The sequence below is a fragment of the Metapseudomonas otitidis genome (assembly GCF_900111835.1).
In the GTDB taxonomy this organism is placed as follows: Bacteria; Pseudomonadota; Gammaproteobacteria; order Pseudomonadales; family Pseudomonadaceae; genus Metapseudomonas; species Metapseudomonas otitidis.
Map to the genome: position 1 here is coordinate 1 of NZ_FOJP01000019.1, position 17,748 is coordinate 17,748.

The 17,748-nt window shown below is 72.0% G+C and carries 12 protein-coding genes and 1 pseudogene; 6 read left to right on the plus strand and 7 right to left on the minus strand.

Annotated elements, in window-relative coordinates; all coding sequences use genetic code 11:
• Nucleotides 1-167, minus strand: a pseudogene (locus BM198_RS30560) (outer membrane protein OmpK); the annotation flags it as partial.
• Nucleotides 168-476: 309 nt separating this feature from the next.
• Nucleotides 477-1,889 (minus strand): MocR-like pyridoxine biosynthesis transcription factor PdxR, encoded by a 1,413-nt coding sequence (gene pdxR, locus BM198_RS22980; protein WP_074972713.1) that lies wholly within the window; start codon nt 1,887-1,889, stop codon nt 477-479.
• An 87-nt stretch (nt 1,890-1,976) separates the two neighbouring features.
• Between pdxR and BM198_RS22985 the strand changes: the two genes are divergently transcribed.
• Genes BM198_RS22985 through BM198_RS22995 form a run of 3 tightly spaced genes read left to right on the plus strand, consistent with a single transcriptional unit; the run spans nt 1,977 to nt 3,475 of the window.
• Nucleotides 1,977-2,420, plus strand: a complete 444-nt coding sequence (locus BM198_RS22985; protein WP_074972715.1) for a GNAT family N-acetyltransferase — start codon at nt 1,977-1,979, stop codon at nt 2,418-2,420.
• A 12-nt stretch (nt 2,421-2,432) separates the two neighbouring features.
• Nucleotides 2,433-3,047, plus strand: a complete 615-nt coding sequence (locus tag BM198_RS22990) for an FMN-dependent NADH-azoreductase (RefSeq protein WP_044411190.1) — start codon at nt 2,433-2,435, stop codon at nt 3,045-3,047.
• Complete coding sequence (locus BM198_RS22995) at nt 3,044-3,475, plus strand: carboxymuconolactone decarboxylase family protein (RefSeq protein WP_044411193.1); 432 nt, start codon at nt 3,044-3,046, stop codon at nt 3,473-3,475. Before BM198_RS22990 ends, BM198_RS22995 begins: the two co-directional genes overlap by 4 nt.
• Before the next feature lie 4 nt (nt 3,476-3,479).
• Here the strand turns inward: BM198_RS22995 and BM198_RS23000 are convergent, their stop codons facing one another.
• Together BM198_RS23000 and BM198_RS23005 are read right to left on the minus strand one after the other, a co-directional pair.
• Entirely contained in the window at nt 3,480-3,935 is a 456-nt protein-coding gene (locus tag BM198_RS23000; RefSeq protein ID WP_044411196.1) for a DUF2214 family protein, read from the minus strand.
• Between the two features lie 11 nt (nt 3,936-3,946).
• Entirely contained in the window at nt 3,947-5,326 is a 1,380-nt protein-coding gene (locus BM198_RS23005) for an MATE family efflux transporter (RefSeq protein WP_074972717.1), read from the minus strand.
• A 200-nt stretch (nt 5,327-5,526) separates the two neighbouring features.
• Between BM198_RS23005 and BM198_RS23010 the strand changes: the two genes are divergently transcribed.
• The 3 genes from BM198_RS23010 to BM198_RS23020 all read left to right on the plus strand — a co-directional run bounded on the left by BM198_RS23010 (nt 5,527) and on the right by BM198_RS23020 (nt 15,100).
• Nucleotides 5,527-10,443 (plus strand): alpha-2-macroglobulin family protein, encoded by a 4,917-nt coding sequence (locus BM198_RS23010; protein ID WP_074972719.1) that lies wholly within the window; start codon nt 5,527-5,529, stop codon nt 10,441-10,443.
• 137 nt (nt 10,444-10,580) lie between these two features.
• Nucleotides 10,581-12,899, plus strand: coding sequence for a peptidoglycan glycosyltransferase PbpC (gene pbpC, locus BM198_RS23015; protein ID WP_394328356.1), 2,319 nt, complete (start codon nt 10,581-10,583; stop codon nt 12,897-12,899).
• Between the two features lie 269 nt (nt 12,900-13,168).
• Nucleotides 13,169-15,100, plus strand: a complete 1,932-nt coding sequence (locus tag BM198_RS23020) for a methyl-accepting chemotaxis protein (protein WP_074972725.1) — start codon at nt 13,169-13,171, stop codon at nt 15,098-15,100.
• A 21-nt stretch (nt 15,101-15,121) separates the two neighbouring features.
• Here the strand turns inward: BM198_RS23020 and BM198_RS23025 are convergent, their stop codons facing one another.
• The 3 genes from BM198_RS23025 to BM198_RS23035 form a co-directional block, all read right to left on the minus strand.
• A complete protein-coding gene (locus BM198_RS23025) occupies nt 15,122-16,243 on the minus strand; it encodes a GGDEF domain-containing protein (protein ID WP_074972727.1) in 1,122 nt (373 codons plus the stop codon).
• Between the two features lie 98 nt (nt 16,244-16,341).
• A complete protein-coding gene (locus BM198_RS23030; RefSeq protein WP_044411209.1) occupies nt 16,342-16,788 on the minus strand; it encodes a DMT family transporter in 447 nt (148 codons plus the stop codon).
• 64 nt (nt 16,789-16,852) lie between these two features.
• Nucleotides 16,853-17,737, minus strand: a complete 885-nt coding sequence (locus BM198_RS23035; protein ID WP_074972728.1) for an MBL fold metallo-hydrolase — start codon at nt 17,735-17,737, stop codon at nt 16,853-16,855.
• Nucleotides 17,738-17,748 lie beyond the last annotated feature (11 nt).

Sequence of the window (17,748 nt, forward strand, 5' to 3'; positions counted from 1 at the left end):
GCGTGCTCGAAGGTGAAGGTCTGCTGGATCTCGGGGTTGACCTTGAAGTCTTGCCCGTAGAGGTAGGTGACGCTGTTGTTCTGCCACAGCAGGGGACCGTCGGCCAAGGCTTGGCCAGCGGTCAGCAGGCCGCCGGCGAGCGCGAGAGCGGAGAGGGTACGGTTCATTCGGGATGGGCTCCTGGTGCTGGTTTTATTGGCTTCCCTCTGTGTGGAAGCTGTCTGATTGGTCAGGCTTGCCTGCCAGAGCAAGAAAGGAGCCAGTTTTTCGCGACGCCTTCCCCGGGCGCGGGATTATCGGGATAGGCCCCGATGTTTCAAGGGGTTATCGGTGTTTCGAGGTCAAATTCCGACTTGCGGAGGGGCGGGGGCTGCACGGTTATGGGCGGCCGGAGCTGACCGATCGAACAGGCCTGCATCAGTTTGGGGCGACCCAACAAGCCGTCCCGCCGCCCCGTAGGGTGTTCGTTGGTCGGTCTACCCGGTCTCTTCGACGGCGGCCCGCAACCGCTGGGCCAGGTGCCGGGCCTCGTCGGGGGTGGCGATGTTGGTGAAGCCCAGCGCCAGCCCCGGTGCGCCCCGGCTCTCCAGGCGCCAGCGCGACAGCGGCACCACCGCCAGCCCCGCCTGGCGGGCGCGCTGGGCGATGGCGGTGTCGTCCTGGCCGTCCGCCAGGTAGGCCAGCAGGTGCATGCCGCCGGCCTGCTGGTCGATCCGCAGGCCCTCGCCAAACGCGGCCAGCAGCGCCTCCCGCGTGTGGGCGCGGCGCTCGGCATAAAGGCTGCGCATGCGCTTGAGGTGGCGGGCGAAATGCCCCTGCTCGATGAAGTCCGCCAGGGCCGCCTGCATCAGCTCCGGGCAGCCGCTGGGGAACAGCCGCGCACTGTGGCGGAAGGCCTCCACCTGCGCCGCCGGCACCACCAGGTAGGCCATGCGCAGACCGGGGTAGAGCACCTTGCTCAGGGTCCCGGCGTAGAGCACCCGACCGCCCTCGTCCAGGCTCTTCAGCGCCGGCAGCGGGCGGCCGTGGTAGCGGTACTCGCTGTCGTAGTCGTCCTCGATGATCCAGGCCTCGGCCCGGCGCGCCCAGTCCAGCAGGGCCAGGCGGCGGGGCAGGGACAGCGCCACCCCGGTGGGGCTCTGGTGGGTCGGGGTGACCAGGGCGAAGCGCGCGTCGGCGGCCCGCCGGCAACCGGCCTCCACCACCAGCCCCTCGCCGTCCACCGGCACCGGCACGCAGTCCAGCGGCAGCGCCGCGAGCATCTCGCGGGCGTGGTGATAGCCCGGGTCCTCCAGCCAGATGCGGTCCCCCGGGCGCATCAGCGTGCGCTGCACCAGCGCCAGGCTTGCGAGGTGGCCGGTGGTGATGAACACCTGCTCGGGCGAGCAGCGGATCCCCCGGGACACCCCCAGGTACGCCGCCAGGTTTTCCCGCAGCGGGCGGTGGCCCACCGGGTCGGGCGTCATCATCGCCGGGCCGGCCAGGGCCCGCAGGTGGCGTTGCACCAGGCGCGTCCACAGCTTGCGGGGGAAGGCGTCCAGGGCCGGCAGGCCAAGCTGGAACGGCTCCAGCCGGGGTGCCTCGGCTGGCGCCGCCGTGCGGGCCGGCCCCGGCGTGGCCGGGCGCTCCGGCAGGCTGCCGCCCAGGCGTGGCGACACCCGCGTGCCGGCCGGGCCGTGGGCCTCCGCATAGCCCTCGCCGATCAGCATCTGGTACGCCGCCTCCACCGTGCCCCGCGCCAGGTTCAGCTCGCTGGCAAGTGCCCGCAGCGAGGGCAGCCGCGCCCCCGGCGCCAGGCGGCCCTGCTCGATGGCCTCGCGCAGGCGTTGGTAGAGCTGCAGGAACAGCGGCGTATCGAGGGTGCGGTCCAACGACGGGCGGGTGGTCATGGCCTGGTCATTTCCTCGAATCTTGGCTCTGTAGGCTGGGACATGAGCGCCCTAGAGTAGCGCCCAACCACCCAGCGGACAGCCCCCATGAGCGACGCCTCCCTGCAGTTGCACCACCTCGAAGCGGACGAACCCGCCCTGCGCGCGGCCTTCGGCCTGATGCACCAGCTGCGCCCGCGCCTGGTCGACGCCGACGCCTTCGTCCAGCGTGTCGCCCGGCAGCGCCAGCAGGGCTACCGGCTGCTGGCCGCCAGCCAGGACGGCCGCCTGCTGGGGCTGGCCGGCTACCGCACCCTGGACAACCTGATCCACGACCGCTTCGTCTACGTCGACGACCTGGTCACCGCCGAAGGCGCCCGCAGCCAGGGCGTCGGCGCCGCGCTGCTGGCGGAGGTGGAACGGCTGGCACGCGCCGACGGGTGCGCCAAGCTGGTGCTGGACACCGCCTTGGCCAATGCCCTGGCCCAGCGTTTCTACTTCCGCCAGGGCCTGCTCGCCACCGGCCTGCACTTCAGCCGTTTTCTCACCTGACCGGAGGACCCCATGCCCCGAACCCTGCTCATCGACTGCAGCCCCAACGGCGAGGCCTCCCTCGGTGGCCGACTGGCCCGCGAGATGGCCGAGCGCCTGCAACCGCGCAGCGACTTGCAGCTGCGCGACCTGGTGGCCGAACCGCTGCCGCCGCTGACCGGCGACTACGCCCGCGCCCTGATGACCCGCGCCGCGAAGGACGACCCCGCCTTCGCCGTATCGGAAACCCTGGTGCGCGAAGTGGAGGCCGCCGACCACCTGCTGATCGCCACCCCCATGCACAACTACATGGTGCCGGCCTGCCTCAAGCTCTGGCTCGACTACGTGGTGCGCATCCAGCGCACCTTCACCCTGCGCAACGGCACCAAGGAAGGGCTGCTGGAAGACCGGCCCTGCTTCGTGGTCATCAGCTCCGGCGGCACCTACCTGGGGGCGCGGGCCAGCCAGGCCGACTTCCTCACCCCCTACCTGCGCCACATCCTCGGGGTGATCGGCCTGCACCACGTCGAATTCTTCCACCTCCAGGGGCTCGCCCAGGGCCCCGAAGCCGTCGCCCAGGCCGAGCAGCAGATCCGCGCCCGGCTGGACACCCACCCCTACTTCAACCCCATCGGAGTTTTCCCATGAGTGCACTCAGACTGCCGTTCAGCGAACTGTCCCCCCGTGTCTACCAAAGCCTGCTCAGCGCCAAGAACGCCCTGCAGGACAGCCCCCTGGGCAACGCCCTGATCGAACTGGTGTACCTGCGCATCTCGCAGATCAACGGCTGCGCCTTCTGCCTGGAGATGCACAGCCGCGCCCTGCGCGCCGGCGGCGAGCAGCAGGCGCGCCTGGATGCCCTGGCCGGCTGGCGGGTGAGCGGGTTGTACAGCGAGCGCGAGCGTGCCGCGCTGGAATGGGCCGAGTCGCTGACCCGGCTGGAAGGCAGCGGCGCCCCCGACTCGGCCTACGAGCCGCTCAAGGCGCATTTCAGCGACACCGAGATCAGCGACCTCAGCTTCGTCTGCGCCCTGATGAACGCCTTCAACCGGCTGGCCGTGGGGATGCGCCTGTAAGGGCTCAGCCGATCACCCCGAAGCCCCGCGCCATCAGCGCGCCCAGCAGCGGCAGCACCAGCAGCAGGGTCAGCTCGGCGCGCAGGGTGATCACCAGCAGCTTGCCGGTGCGCGGCGACAGCACCGGCACCTGGCCGGCCTTGACGCTGTTGCGCCAGCCGAGGAACACCACCGTGGGGAAGGTGGAGAGCAGCGCCACCAGCACGAACAGCCCGACCTTGGCGTGGAACAGGCTGTTGTGCAGGTAGTAGGCGCTGCCCTTGCCGAACCACAGCACCCGCGCCAGCCCCGTGGCCAGCACCAGGCTGGCGGTGATGCCGTAGGCGATGTCGATGCGCATCAGGCTGCGGGCCCGGTCCAGGTCCAGCGGCAGCTTGAACAGGCGGTGCTCCAGCACCAGCAGCGCGAACAGCAGGAAGATCGACAGGTAATGCAGGTAGGCAGCGATCGCGTCGGCCATGACAGGCTCCTTCAGGGTGCGGGGGAGGGGGAAGCGTTCGAGGGCGCAGGCGCCCCCGCGAACCAGGCGTCGCGCCGCTGCAGGCGCCAGGCCAGGCCCGCCAGGCTGAGGCCGCGCAGCGCCATGAAGCCCAGGAAGGCCAGCCACAGCCCGTGGTTGCCCAGGCCCGCCAGGGCCAGCCCCAGCGGCAGGCTCAGCAGCACCGCCAGCAGCATCGCGTTGCGCATCTCGCGGGCGCGGGTGGCGCCGATGAACAGGCCGTCCAGCAGGTAGCTCCACACCGCCACCAGCGGCAGCAGCGCCAGGTAGGGCAGGTAGCGGTGGGCCACCGCGCGCACCTCGGCGATGTCGCTCTGCAGGTCGATGAACAGCCCGCCGCCGAGCAGGAAGAACAGCGCAAAGCCCAGGCTGGCGATCAGCGACCAGCCCCCCGCCACCACCAGGGCCCGGCGCAGCTCCGCGCGGTTGCCGGCGCCGATGGCGTGGCCGCACAGGGCCTCCACCGCGTGGGCCAGGCCGTCCAGCGCATAGGCGGTCACCAGCAGGCCGTTGAGCAGCAGCGCGTTGGCCGCCACCGTGGCATCGCCCAGCCGCGCGCCCTGCACCGTGAGCAGGAAGAACACCAGCTGCAGCGCCAGGGAACGGATGAAGATGTCGCGGTTCACCGCCAGCAGCGGCCGCCAGCTGGCCCAGCGGCGCAAGGCACCCGCCACGATGCGCCCCGGGTGGCGCCGCAGCGCGCCCCGGGTCAGCGCCAGGCCGATCAGGGCGCCGAACCACTCGGCCGTCACCGCCGCCTTGGCCGCGCCGGCCACGCCCCAGTCCAGGCCGAGCACGAACCACAGCGCCAGGGCGATGTTCGCCAGGTTGGTCCCCAGCAGGATCGCCAGCGGCGCCCGGGCGTTCTGGGTGCCGAGGAACCAGCCCACCAGCGCGTAGTTGGCCAGGGCCGCCGGCAACCCCAGCAGGCGCAGGTGGAAGAATTCGCGGGTCAGCTGGTCCAGCTCCGCCGAGGGCGCCATCAGCCCCAGGGCCAGGTGCCCGAAGGGCAGGGCCAGCAGCCCCAGGCCCAGCGCCAGGACCCCGGCCAGCAGCAGGCCCTGCAGCAGCACCTGGCGCAGCGCACCGCCATCGGCCCGCCCGGCGGCCTGGGCAGCGAAGCCGGTGGTGCCCATGCGCAGGAAGCCGAGCACGCCGATCATCAGCGTGTAGAGCATGCTGCCCACCGCCACGGCGCCCAGCTGGTGGGCATGGGGCAGGTGGCCCACCACTGTGCTGTCCACCAGCGCCACCAGGGGCACGGAAACGTTGGAGAGGATCATCGGTGCGGCCAGTCCCCACACCCGTCGGTGGGTGGGGCGGTGCCGCCAGGCGTCGCGAATCGGGCTCATTCTCGGGCTCCGCAAGGGCAGCACAGTATAGCGGCGCAAGCGCGTGAGGCGTCGACTGGAGGGAACTGCCTGCGTGGATTGAGAGCAGACCCAAGCGGAACATGTACGCCGTCCAAAGCGTGAAGGCGGCGACTTTACTGGCATCACGGCTCGTCTATAGTTGCCGCGCGCGCAGCCGCGCGTCCCGCCCCGGAGTCACCATGTCGTCGTACAAAGGATTGTTACTGGCCCTCTCGCTGGGGCTGCTTGCCGCCTGCGATTCTTCCACCCCCGAACACACCGCCGAGAAGGCCGCCGCCGAACCCGCTGCCCAGGTCCAGGCGCCCCGCGCGCCGGTGGACACCGCGGCGCTGGCCAAGCGCTACGCCGGCCGCGAGCTGAAGGTGGTGGACATCTCCGAAGTCCAGCTCGACGGCGCCAGCGCCCTGTCGGTGACCTTCTCCGTGCCGCTGGACCCGGAGCAGCCCTTCGCCGAACGCCTGCACCTGGTGGACAAGGCCAGCGGCAAGGTGGATGGCGCCTGGGAGCTGGACGACAACCTCATGGAGCTGCGCCTGCGCCACCTGCAGCCCAAGCGTGACCTGGAGCTGACCATCGACGCCGGCCTGCGCGGGGTGAACGACGCCCGCCTGGCCTCCGCCAGCGTCAGCCAGCTGCGCACCCGCGACCTGCAGCCCTCGGTGGGCTTCGCCAGCCAGGGCTCGCTGCTGCCCAGCCGCCTTGCCGAAGGCCTGCCGGTGATCGCCCTCAACGTCGACGCTGTGGACGTCGACTTCTTCCGCGTGCGCCCCGCCGAGCTGCCCAAGCTGCTCGCCCGCTGGGGCCGCCGCAGCCAGATGAGCTACTGGGACAGCGACGCCCTGCTGCGCACCGCCGACCTGGTCTACTCCGGACGCTTCGACCTCAAGCCCGCGCCCAACACCCGCGAGAACCTGCTGCTGCCCATCGCCGGTATCGAGCCGCTGAAACCGGCCGGCGTGTACCTGGCGGTGATGCGCCGCGCCGGCCGCTACAGCTACAGCAACCCCGCCACGCTGTTCACCCTGAGCGACATCGGCCTCTCCGCCCACCGCTTCGGCGGCCGCCTGGATGTGTTCGCCCAGGCCCTGGAGGGCGGCAAGCCCCAGGCCGAGGTGAACCTGCAATTGCTCGACCCCGAAGGCACCGTGCTGGCCGAGGGCAAGACCGACGACAAGGGCCACCTGCAACTGCCGCTGACCGACAAGGGCCGCGTGCTGGTGGGCCACCAGGGCGACCAGATCAGCCTGCTGCGCCTGGACACGCCGGCCCTGGACCTGTCCGAGTTCGACATCGCCGGGCCGGCCCAGCAACCGCTGCAGTTCTTCGTCTTCGGCCCGCGTGACCTCTACCGCCCCGGCGAGACCGTGCTGCTCAACGCCCTGCTGCGTGACCGCGACGGCCACGCCCTGGCGCCCCAGCCGGTGAACGTCGAAGTGCGCCGCCCGGACGACCAGGTCAGCCAGAGCTTCGTCTGGAGCCCCGACGCCAACGGCCTCTACCAGCACCAGCTGGCCCTTTCGGGGGACGCCCCCACCGGTCGCTGGCAATTGCTGATCGACCTCGGCAACGGCCACAAGCAGCTCTACGAATTCCAGGTGGAGGACTTCCTCCCCGAACGCATGGCCCTGGAGATCAAGGGCAGCGACACGCCCCTGGAACCCGGCGACGTCGCCCGCTTCCAGGTGCAGGGGCGCTACCTCTACGGCGCCCCGGCTGCCGGCAACCGCCTCACCGGCCAGCTCTACGTGCGGCCGCTGCGCGAAGCGGTGAAGGCACTGCCCGGCTACCAGTTCGGCTCCGTGACCGAAGAGGAGCTGAGCCAGGACGTGGAGCTGGACGAGGTCAAGCTCGACGAAGCCGGCAAGGGCGCCCTGGAGCTGGAAAGCCGCTGGGCCAGCGCCCGCTCGCCGCTGTCGCTGACCCTGCAGGCCAGCCTGCTGGAGTCCGGCGGTCGCCCCGTCACCCGGCGCCTGGAGCAGCCGGTGTGGCCCGCCGCCCGCCTGCCCGGCCTGCGCGGCGTGTTCACCGACGACCAGGTGGACATGAACGGCATGGCCGAGGTGGAACTGCTGATCGCCGACCCCGAGGGCAACAAGCTGGCTGCCCAGGGCGTCAAGGTGCGCCTGGTGCGCGAGCGCCGCGACTACTACTGGAGCTACGACGACGACGGCGGCTGGAACTACCACTACAACGCGAAATTCCTCATCAGCGACGAACGCCTGGTGGACGTCGCCGCCAACGGCACCACCCGCGTCAGCTTCCCCGTGCAGTGGGGCCCCTACCGGGTCGAGGTGGAAGACCCGCAGACCGGGATGGTCAGCAGCCTGCGCTTCTGGGCCGGCTACCGCTGGCAGGACAACACCGAGGGCGGCGCCGTGCGCCCCGACCAGGTCAAGCTGGCGCTGGACAAGCCCGCCTACAACGAAGGCGACGTGGCACGCATCAGCGTCACCCCGCCGGCGGCCGGCAGCGGCTACCTGCTGGTGGAATCCGCCGACGGCCCGCTGTGGTGGCAGAACATCGACGTGCCCGCCGAAGGCCGCACCTTCGAGGTCCCGGTGGGCCGCGAATGGGCCCGGCATGACCTCTACGTCAGCGCCCTGGTGGTGCGCCCCGGCGAGCGCAAGGAGCGGGTCACCCCCAAGCGCGCCGTCGGCCTGCTGCACCTGCCCCTGGAGCGCGCCCCGCGCAAGCTGGCGCTGACCCTGCGCGCCGCTGAGAAGATGCGCCCCAACCAGCCCCTGGCGGTGCACGTGCAAGCGAAGAACGCCGACGGCACCCCGGCGCGCCAGGCCCATGTGCTGGTGGCGGCGGTGGACGCCGGCATCCTCAGCATCACCGACTACGCCACCCCCGACCCCTTCGCCGCGCTGTTCGGCCGCAAGGCCTACGGCGCCGACCAGTTGGACGTGTACGGCCAACTGATCGAAGCCGGCCAGGGGCGCCTCGCCTCCCTGGCCTTCGGCGGTGACGCCGGCCTCGCCGCCGGTGGCAAGCGCCCGCCGAGCAAGGTGCGCCTGGTGGCCCTGCAGAGCGTGCCGGTGACCCTCGACGAGCAGGGGGAGGGCGACGTTAGCCTGGACATCCCCGACTTCAACGGCGAGCTGCGGCTGATGGCCCAGGTGTGGACTGACGAACGCTACGGCATGGCCGAAGGCAAGACCGTGGTGGCCGCGCCGCTGGTGGCCGAACTGGCCGCCCCGCGCTTCCTCGCAGGCGGTGACGAGACCAGCGTCGCCCTCGACCTGACCAACCTCTCCGGCCAGCCCCAGGCCCTCGACGTGAAGCTGGAGGCCGACGGCCTGCTGCGCCTCGCCGAGGCCCCCGCCGGGCAGACCACCCCGCTGCAACTGGCCGACGGCCAGCGCACCACCCTGCGGGTGCCGGTGCGCGCCCTCAGTGGCTTCGGCCAGGGCAGCATCCGCGTCACGGTCAACGGCTTGGCCCTGCCCGGCGAGGCCCTGGCACCGCTGACCCGTGATTGGACCCTGGGTATCCGCCCGGCCTGGCCGGCGCAGACCCGCAGCTTCCGCGCGGTGCTCAAGGGCGACAGCTGGAGCCTACCCGCCGGCACCCTGGCGGCCTTCGAGACCATCGGCCGCGAGGCCCGGCTGTCGGTGTCCGCGCGTCCGCCGCTGAACATCGCCGAGCACATCCGCGCCCTGCGCGCCTACCCCTATGGTTGCGCCGAGCAGACCACCAGCGGGCTCTACGCCTCGCTCTACCTCGACGCCGCCACCCGCCAGCGCCTGGGCCTGGAGGACGAGCCCGACGAGCAGCGGCGCAAGGCCATCGCCATCGGCATCGAGCGCCTGCTGGGCATGCAGCGCTTCAACGGCAGCTTCGGCCTGTGGAGCAACGAGAGCGACGAGGAACCCTGGCTGACCGCCTACGTCACCGACTTCCTCCAGCGCGCCCGCGAGCAGGGCTTCGACGTGCCCGCCGCCGCCCTCGCCAAGGCCAACGAGCGCCTGCTGCGCTACCTGCAGGACCGCAACCAGATCGACGTGAACTACACCGACAACAGCGACTACAGCCGCTTCGCCGTGCAGGCCTACGCCGGCTACGTGCTGGCCCGCACCCAGCAGGCACCCCTCGGTGCCCTGCGCAGCCTGTTCGAGCGGCGTGCCGAATCGCGCTCGGGCCTGGCCCTGGTGCAACTGGCCGTGGCCCTCAAGGCCATGGGCGACCAGCCCCGCGCCGACCAGGCGCTGGAGGCCGGGCTGGCGGCCCAGGCCGTGCGTGGCGACGGCTGGTACGCCGACTACGGCAGCACCCTGCGGGACGAGGCGCTGATCCTCGCCCTGCTGGAGGAAAGCGGCCTGGCGCCGGATCAGGTCGACGCCCGCCTGTTCCCGCTGTCGGATCGCCTGGCCGGCCGTGACTGGCTGTCGACCCAGGAGCGCAACGCGCTGTTCCTCGCCGGCCGCCACCTGATCGGCAAGCCCGAGCCGGACTGGCAGGCCAGCCTGGACATCGCCGGGCAGGCCCGCACCCTGGACCGCGACCACGCCAACCTGCGCCTCGACGAGCAGGCCCTGGCCGAACCGCTGACCCTCACCAGCCGCAGCCCGGCGCCGCTGTACCAGCGCCTGACCCTGTCCGGCTACCCGACGGAGGCACCGAAGGCGGGCGGCGAGAACCTCTCGATCCAGCGCGACTACCTGGGCCTGGACGGCACGCCCGTGGACATCCGCGACCTGCGCAGCGGCCAGCTGGTGCTGGTGCACCTCAGTGTGCAGGCCCGCGAGCGCACCCCCGACGCCCTGGTGGTGGACCTGCTGCCCGCCGGCCTGGAGCCGGAGAACCAGAACCTGGCCCACAGCGCCGCCAGCCTGCAGGACGCCAGCCAGGAAGTGCGCGGCCTGCAGGAGTCCATGCAGGGGGCGGCCATCAAGCACCAGGAGTTCCGCGACGACCGCTACGTGGCCGCCGTGGACGTCAGCGGCTACGACACCACGCACCTGCTCTACCTGGCCCGCGCCGTGACGCCCGGCACCTACCGCGTGCCGCCGCCCCAGGTGGAGTCCATGTACCGGCCGCAGTGGCAGGCCCTGGGGGATGCGCCGGAGGTGATGGTGATCCACGACCGCTGATGGCCTCGCCCCCGGTCTTGGCGATGCCCTGAAGGCCGGCCCCACCCCTTTGCGGTGGCGGGGCCGGCCGTTGTCCGATGCTGCCTGGAGTGCCGTTCGTGTCGTTGCTTTCCACCTGCCACCGTGGCGCCCGCCGCCTGGCGCGGCGCCGCTGGATCAGCGTGCCGCTCCTGCTGCTGGCGCTGCTGTGGCTGGCCGACCGCCTGTTCCCGCTGCCACTCCCGGCCGACGACCGCGCGCGGGTGGTGCTGGCCGAGGACGGCACCCCGCTGTGGCGCTTCGCCGACGCCGACGGCGTGTGGCGCTACCCGGTGAGCCCGGACCAGGTCTCGCCCTATTACCTGGAGGCATTGCTCACCTACGAGGACCGCTGGTTCTACCGCCACCCCGGGGTCAACCCGCTGGCCCTGGGGCGCGCCGCCTGGCAGAACCTCAGCGGCGGCCGGGTGCTCTCCGGCGGCAGCACCCTGTCGATGCAGGTGGCGCGGCTGCTCGACCCCCACCCGCGGACCTTCACCGGCAAGCTGCGCCAGCTGTGGCGCACCCTGCAGCTGGAATGGCACCTGTCCAAGACGCAGATCCTCACCCTCTACCTGGACCGCGCACCCTTCGGCGGCACCCTGCAGGGGGTCGCGGCGGCCAGCTGGGCCTACCTCGGTAAACCGCCGTCGCAGCTGACCCGCGCCGAGGCCGCCTTGCTCGCAGTGCTGCCCCAGGCCCCCAGCCGCTTGCGCCCGGACCGCCACCCCGAGCGCGCCACCGCCGCGCGGGACAAGGTGCTCAAGCGCCTCGCCGACTACGGCGTGTGGCCCCAGGCGGTGGTGGACGAAGCCCTGCAGGAGCCGGTGCTGCTGGCGCCGCGCCAGGAGCCGAACCTGGCGCCACTGCTGGCGCGGCGGCTGAACCGGCCGGGCAGCCCGCCGCTGATCCGCACCACCGTCGACGCCGCCCTGCAGCGGCGGCTGGAAAGCCTGCTGCTGGGCTGGCGGGCGAAGCTGCCGGAGCGCACCTCGGCGGCGATCCTGGTGGTGGAGCACCCGAGCATGGCGGTGCGCGCCTACCTGGGGTCGGTGGAGCTGGACGACGCCCGCCGCTTCGGCCACGTCGACATGGTCACCTCGCTGCGTTCCCCCGGCTCCACCCTCAAGCCGTTCCTCTATGGCCTGGCCCTGGACGCCGGGCTGATCCATTCCGAATCGCTGCTGCAGGACGTGCCGCGCCGCTACGGCGACTACCGCCCCGGCAACTTCTCCTCCGGCTTCAGCGGGCCGGTGGCGGCCAGCGAGGCCCTGGCCACCTCCCTCAACCTGCCGGCCGTGCAGCTGCTGGAGGCCTACGGGCCGAAGCGCTTCGCCGGTGAGCTGCGCAGCGCCGGCCTGCCCCTGGTGCTGCCGGCCGGCGCCGAGCCGAACCTGGCGCTGGTGCTGGGCGGCGCCGGGGCGCGGCTGGAGGACCTGGTGGGCGCCTACGCCGCCCTGGCCCGCCAGGGCCGTGCCGCCACGCCGCGCCTGCAGCCGGACGAGGGGCTGCGCGAGCGGCGCCTGCTGTCCCCCGGAGCGGCGTGGATCGTGCGACGCATCCTCGCCGGCCAGTCCCGCCCGGACCTGGACCCCCAGGCCCCGGCGCCGCTGGGCCCGCTGCTGGCCCTGAAGACCGGCACCAGCTACGGCTTCCGCGATGCCTGGGCCATGGGCGTGGGGCCGCGTTACCTGGTGGGCGTGTGGATCGGCCGCCCCGACGGCACCCCGGTGCCGGGCCAGTTCGGCCTGGCCTCTGCGGCGCCGCTGCTGATGCAGGTGCACGACGTGCTGCTCAACCGCGACGCCCAGCGCGGCGTGCTGCCCCCGGCGGACCCACGCCCGGACTCGGTGGGCATCGCGGCGATCTGCTGGCCCCTCGGCCAGCCCCTTGCCCGGGACGACCCCAACTGCCGCCGGCCGCGCCTGGCCTGGACCCTCGACGGCACCACCCCGCCGACCCTGCTGGCGGCCGACCAGCCGCTGGGCCTGGGCCTGCGCCAGACCTGGTGGGTGGACGCCCAGGGCCGGCGCACCGCGCCGGGCTGCCCCGGCGCCCAGCCCCGCGAGGTGGCGCTGTGGCCCGCCCCGCTGGAACCCTGGCTGCCCCGGCGCGAACGCCTGGCCGGGCGCCTGCCGCCGCCCTCGCCGACGTGCCCGCCGGTGCTGCTGCCCGGCGCCGCGCCGCTGTCCATCGTCGGCCTGCGCGAAGGCGAGCAGGTGCGCCGCCCGGCAGCCAGCGCGGGCCCGCTGCGGGTGCGCCTGTCGAGCCTGGGGGGCAGTGGCCGGCGTTGGTGGTTCCTCGACGGCGCGCCCCTGGGCGAGAGCAGCCCGCACGGCGCCCTGGACGCATGGCCCGGTGACGTGGGGCGCCATCAGCTGAGCCTGCTGGACGAGGCCGGGGCGACCGCTCGTCTGGAGTTCCGAGTGATCGACTAGCCACCGCTCAAGCAACTTGACCCCGCGGTCGAGAAAACAGGGTGGGCGGGCTGCCGGATTGTCCGGCTTCATGTATACAATCCGCCGTCCCGCCCGGCCCCCGTGCATTCGCGCGCGGTCGGGCCCGTAACCGGACAGGCACGTCCGAACGCCTCGCCCCTCCCAGGAGCCCCACCTGCCCGCCCCGGATCGTGGCGGCTCGCCGGCGCGTGCCGGCGGGGCAGGGCGGTCGCGTGCCTTTCAGCCACCCAGTCCCAGGAGACAGGCCCATGCGCCTCTGGCAACGCAGTATCCAATGGCAGCTGATCCTCAGCATGGGCGCGGCCCTGCTGGTGAGCATCCTCATCGTGGTCGGCCTCTACTCGGCGGTGGTCTTCCGCCTGAGCGACCGCTACCTGGTGGGCGAGGCGTTGCCCAAGAGCACCCTGGCCATCCGCAACGACCTGGAGCGGGTGCTGGCCGAGCCGCTGACGGCGGCGCGCTCCCTGGCGGACAACAGCCTGGTCCATGACTGGCTCGGCGCCGGCGAGGACCCGGCACGTCAGGCGGACTTCGTGCGTTACCTGGGCGGCGTGCAGGCGCAGCACAACGCCCTGGTCACCTTCCTGGTCAGCCAGGACAGCGGGCACTACTACACCGGCAAGGGCCTGGACCGCACCCTGACCCGGGGGCCGGCGGAGAACGCCTGGTTCTACGGCTTCCTCGATGGCGGCAAGCCGCGCTCGCTGGACATCGACGTGGACAAGAGCACCCGCCAGCCGACGCTGTTCATCAACCAGCGGGTCAGTGCCGGTGGCCGCACCCTGGGGGTGGCGGGCCTGGGCTACGGGCTGGGGGCGATGTCGGCGATGATCCGCGACTTCCGCTTCGGCAAGAGCGGGCGGGTGTACCTGGTCAGCGCCGACGGCAAGGTGAAGATCCACCCGCAGTCGGACTACAACGACAGCCGCACCCTGGCCGACCTGACCAGCGGCGACGCCGCCCGCGCGCTGCTGGGCGGCCAGGGCCAGGCGGTGCGCTTCGAGCGTGACGGTCAGCCCTTCCTGGCGCTGGCCCAGCCGCTGCAGTCGGTGGACTGGGTGCTGGTGAGCGAGGTGCCCGAGGGCGAGATCTACGCCGAGGCGCGCCAGGCGCTGATCACCACCTGCCTGGTGGGCATCGGCGTGGCGCTGCTCTCGCTGTTGCTGGTGGTGCTGCTGGCCCGTGGGCTGGTGCGGCCGATCCGCCAGGTGACGGCGGCGCTGGTGGAGATCGGCGGTGGCGGTGGCGACCTGACCCGGCGCCTGGACGACAGCCGCGCCGACGAGCTGGGCGACCTGGCGCGGGGCTTCAACCGCTTCCTGGAGAGCCAGCGCGGGCTGATCGCCGACGTGCTCGGCACCAGCCGCAGCCTGCGCGACGCGGTCGGCCAGGTGACCACCGTGGTGGAGAACACCGCCCAGCGCGCCGGCCGCCAGCAGGAGATGACCGACATGGTGGCCACGGCGGTGCACGAGATGGGCCTGACCGTGCAGGAGATCGCCCGCAACGCCGGCAGCGCCGCGCTCAGCTCGCAGAAGGCGCGGGACGAAGCGGTGCAGGCGCGCCAGGTGGTGGGGGATTCCATCCGCCACATCGAGCGCATGTCCGGGGAGATCGGCGAGGCGGCCACGGCGGTCACCGAGCTGGCCGAGCAGGTGGCGTCCATCGACCAGGTGCTGGCGGTGATCCGTGGCATTTCCGAGCAGACCAACCTGCTGGCATTGAACGCTGCCATCGAAGCGGCGCGGGCCGGCGAAATGGGCCGCGGCTTCGCCGTGGTGGCCGACGAGGTGCGCACCCTGGCCAGCCGCACCCAGGCGTCCACCGACGAGATCCAGCAGATGATCCAGCGCCTGAAGAGCGGTGCGGAGACGGCCGTCAGCTCCATGCGCGCCGGGCAATCGGCCACCGGCACCGGCGTCGAGGCCAGCCAGCGCACCGGCCAGTCGCTGTCGGCGATCACCGACCAGGTGGAGGCCATCAGCGACATGAACCACCAGGTGGCGGCGGCCACCGAAGAGCAGTCCTCGGTCACCGAGGAGATCAACCGCAACGTGCAGGGCATCGCCGACCTGGCCGGTGCCACCGCTGGCGAGGTGCGCGGCTGCCGCGAGGAGTGCCAGGCACTCAGCCGGCTGGCCGACGACCTGGCCGGGCAGATGGGGCGCTTCCGCCTCTGAGGCCGGGCGGCGGGTGGCGGCCTAGGCGGTCTCCACCCGGTCGCGGCCGTGGCTCTTGGCGCGGTACAGGGCATCGTCCACGCGCTTGAAGAAGGCCTCGGCACTGGCGTCGCGCTGCGGGTCGAAGCAGCCGACGCCCAGGCTCGTGGTCATCGGCAGGGTGTGCCCGTCATAGGTCAGGCCCTCGCGGGCCAGGGCGGCGCGGAAGCTCTCGCCCAGCTGCACGGCCTGCTCCCGCGTGGTGCCGGGCATCAGCACGCCGAACTCCTCGCCACCCAGGCGCAGCAGGGCGTCGCTGTCACGGCGGAACACCTGGCGCATGCGCTCGGCGAACTGCTCCAGGCAGCGGTCGCCGGCGGCGTGGCCGTACTCGTCGTTGATGCGCTTGAAGAAGTCGATGTCCAGCAGCACCAGCGACAGCGGCGAGCCCTCGCGGGCGGCGTGGGCGACCATGGCCGGGAACAGGTTGTTGAACTGGTGGCGGTTGCCCAGCAGGGTCAGCCCGTCGGTGCGGCTGAGGGCATCCAGGCGCTGGCGCTGCACCAGCAGCTCCATCTCCAGGTTCAGGGTGCCCTGGTACTCGCGGTGGCTGCGGTTGAGGGCCAGCAGCAGGTAGCTGAGGTAGAAGGCCAGGGTCACCAGCTCGGCGGTGAGCCGCTCGGGGGAAAGCAGCATGGCGGCCAGGCCCGGCAGGTACAGCAGCATCAAGGCGAGGATGGCCCAGGCCCGGCGCATGGCGAAGTTGAAGGCCATGGCGGTGCCGAAGGCGACGGTGCTGAGGGTGCCGATGATGCGGGCGTCCCGGTAGTCGGGCGCGAGGATCATGTAGGCGTGGGCCAGGCCCCAGGCCAGGCAGGTGAGCAGGATCAGCCCCCAGTGGGTGTCCAGCCAGCGCTTGAGCTGCGCCTGCGTGGCGGCCGCGCCCGGGCAGTGGCGGAGGCGCGCCACCAGCAGGGCACCGAACAGCAGGGTGCCGCCCAGGCCCAGCAGCAGGTGCTCGCCGGGTGCGGCGCTGAAGGCCCAGGCAATGGTCCAGGCCAGCAGGTAGTAGAGGCCGCCAAGGCGGGTGCGGGTGCGGGTGTCCTGGATCTCGCGCCAGAGCGGGAAGGTCTCCGGCTGGTGGGGCAGCTCTGTGTCAGTCATGCGTTGTGATCACAAATACGGCTGGTGGGCAGAGCTTACCCGGTTCCGCATTGACATCAACTGGCCACTGTCCTGGCCGACCTTTGTCTGACGGCCGGTCAGCCGCGGCGGATCATCCACACGCCGGCAATGATCAGGCCCAGGCCGGCCAACTTGCCGACGCTGATGGGGGCCTCGCGGTAACCGGCCCAGCCGAAGTGGTCGAGCGCCAGGGCCATGCTCAGTTGCCCGGCGAGCACCAGCACCATGAACAGCAGCGCACCGATGCGTGGCCCGGCGAAGGCGGCGGTGGCGATGAACACGGCCCCCAGTAGGCCGCCGCTCCAGTGCCACCAGGTGAGGCCCTTGAGCGCGGTGAAACTGGGCAGTTCGCGTTGCGCGGCGGCGACGATGAACAGCGCCACCGTGCCCACCAGGAAGGAGATCAGCGCCGCACTCATGACGCTGGAGACCTGCCTGGCCAACTGGCCATTGATGCCCGCCTGGAGCGGGAGGAAGGAACCGGCGACGAAGGGCAGGGCAAGCAGCCACCAGGCATTGGGCATGGGGGAATCTCCTGAAACGAAGGGGGCGGCGATTATGCCGCCGCCCCCTGGTCGCTGTCTCAGATCAGGGCCACTGCATCTCGCCCTTGAGCACCTTGGCGCTCAGTTCCAGGTCTTCCACGCCGTGCAGGTCGGGGTAGCGCTTCTTCATCGCGGCGACCAGGGCCTTGGCGTCCTTGGCGCGGGGCAGTTCCTGCTCCAGGGCCTTGAGGTAGTCGCGGGTGAACTGCAGGTCGCCCAGGCCCTTGGCCGGTTCGCCCAGGTAGTGGCCGGGGACCACGCGTTGCGGTTGCAGCGCTTCCAGGGCGTCCAGTGCGCCGACCCAGTTGCGGCGGGACTCGACGGTCTGCGAGTCGGCGGTCCACACGTGCATGTTGCCGCTGACCAGCACGCCACCCAGCACGGTGCGCAGGGACGGCACCCAGAGGCTGGTGTGGCTCGGGTCCGGACCGTCCAGGCCGATCACGCGGATGCGCTCGCCTTCCAGGGTCAGGCTGTCGCCCTGCAGCGGCTGCGGCACCACCAGGTTGCGCGGCGCGCCGTCCTTGAGGATCGGGCCCCAGTGGGCCAGCTTCAGGTCCTTGGTGGCCTGGATGTGGGCGATGGTCTGCGGGGTGGCCAGCACCTTGGCGTCCGGGAAGGCGCGCAGCAGGGTGTCCAGGCCGAAGTAGAAGTCCGGGTCGCCGTGGCTGATGAAGATGGTGGTCAGGCGGCGGCCGCTGTCCTTGATGCGTTTGACCAGGTCATCGGCCTGGTGGCTGGAGAACTGCGCGTCCACCAGCAGGGCGTCCTTCTCGCCCAGCAGCAGGGAGGAGCTGACCGGGAACACGGCCTGCTCGCCGGGGTTGTAGACCTGCAGTTCCAGGGGTTGCTGGGCCAGGGCGCTGCCGGCGGCGGCGCTGAGCAGGGCGCCGGCCAGCAGGCGGCGGATGAGAGCGAACGGGGCCATGGTGGGCTACC

Bases quoted from the DNA above. Each gene is read 5' to 3' on its own strand.
- BM198_RS23000 (WP_044411196.1), bottom strand. From the start codon at position 3,935: ATGGCCGACGCGATCGCTGCCTACCTGCATTACCTGTCGATCTTCCTG.
- BM198_RS23025 (WP_074972727.1), bottom strand. From the start codon at position 16,243: ATGACTGACACAGAGCTGCCCCACCAGCCGGAGACCTTCCCGCTCTGG.
- BM198_RS22990 (WP_044411190.1), top strand. From the start codon at position 2,433: ATGCCCCGAACCCTGCTCATCGACTGCAGCCCCAACGGCGAGGCCTCC.
- BM198_RS23035 (WP_074972728.1), bottom strand. From the start codon at position 17,737: ATGGCCCCGTTCGCTCTCATCCGCCGCCTGCTGGCCGGCGCCCTGCTC.
- BM198_RS23030 (WP_044411209.1), bottom strand. From the start codon at position 16,788: ATGCCCAATGCCTGGTGGCTGCTTGCCCTGCCCTTCGTCGCCGGTTCC.
- BM198_RS23010 (WP_074972719.1), top strand. From the start codon at position 5,527: ATGTCGTCGTACAAAGGATTGTTACTGGCCCTCTCGCTGGGGCTGCTT.
- BM198_RS22985 (WP_074972715.1), top strand. From the start codon at position 1,977: ATGAGCGACGCCTCCCTGCAGTTGCACCACCTCGAAGCGGACGAACCC.
- BM198_RS22995 (WP_044411193.1), top strand. From the start codon at position 3,044: ATGAGTGCACTCAGACTGCCGTTCAGCGAACTGTCCCCCCGTGTCTAC.
- BM198_RS23020 (WP_074972725.1), top strand. From the start codon at position 13,169: ATGCGCCTCTGGCAACGCAGTATCCAATGGCAGCTGATCCTCAGCATG.
- BM198_RS23005 (WP_074972717.1), bottom strand. From the start codon at position 5,326: ATGAGCCCGATTCGCGACGCCTGGCGGCACCGCCCCACCCACCGACGG.
- pdxR (WP_074972713.1), bottom strand. From the start codon at position 1,889: ATGACCACCCGCCCGTCGTTGGACCGCACCCTCGATACGCCGCTGTTC.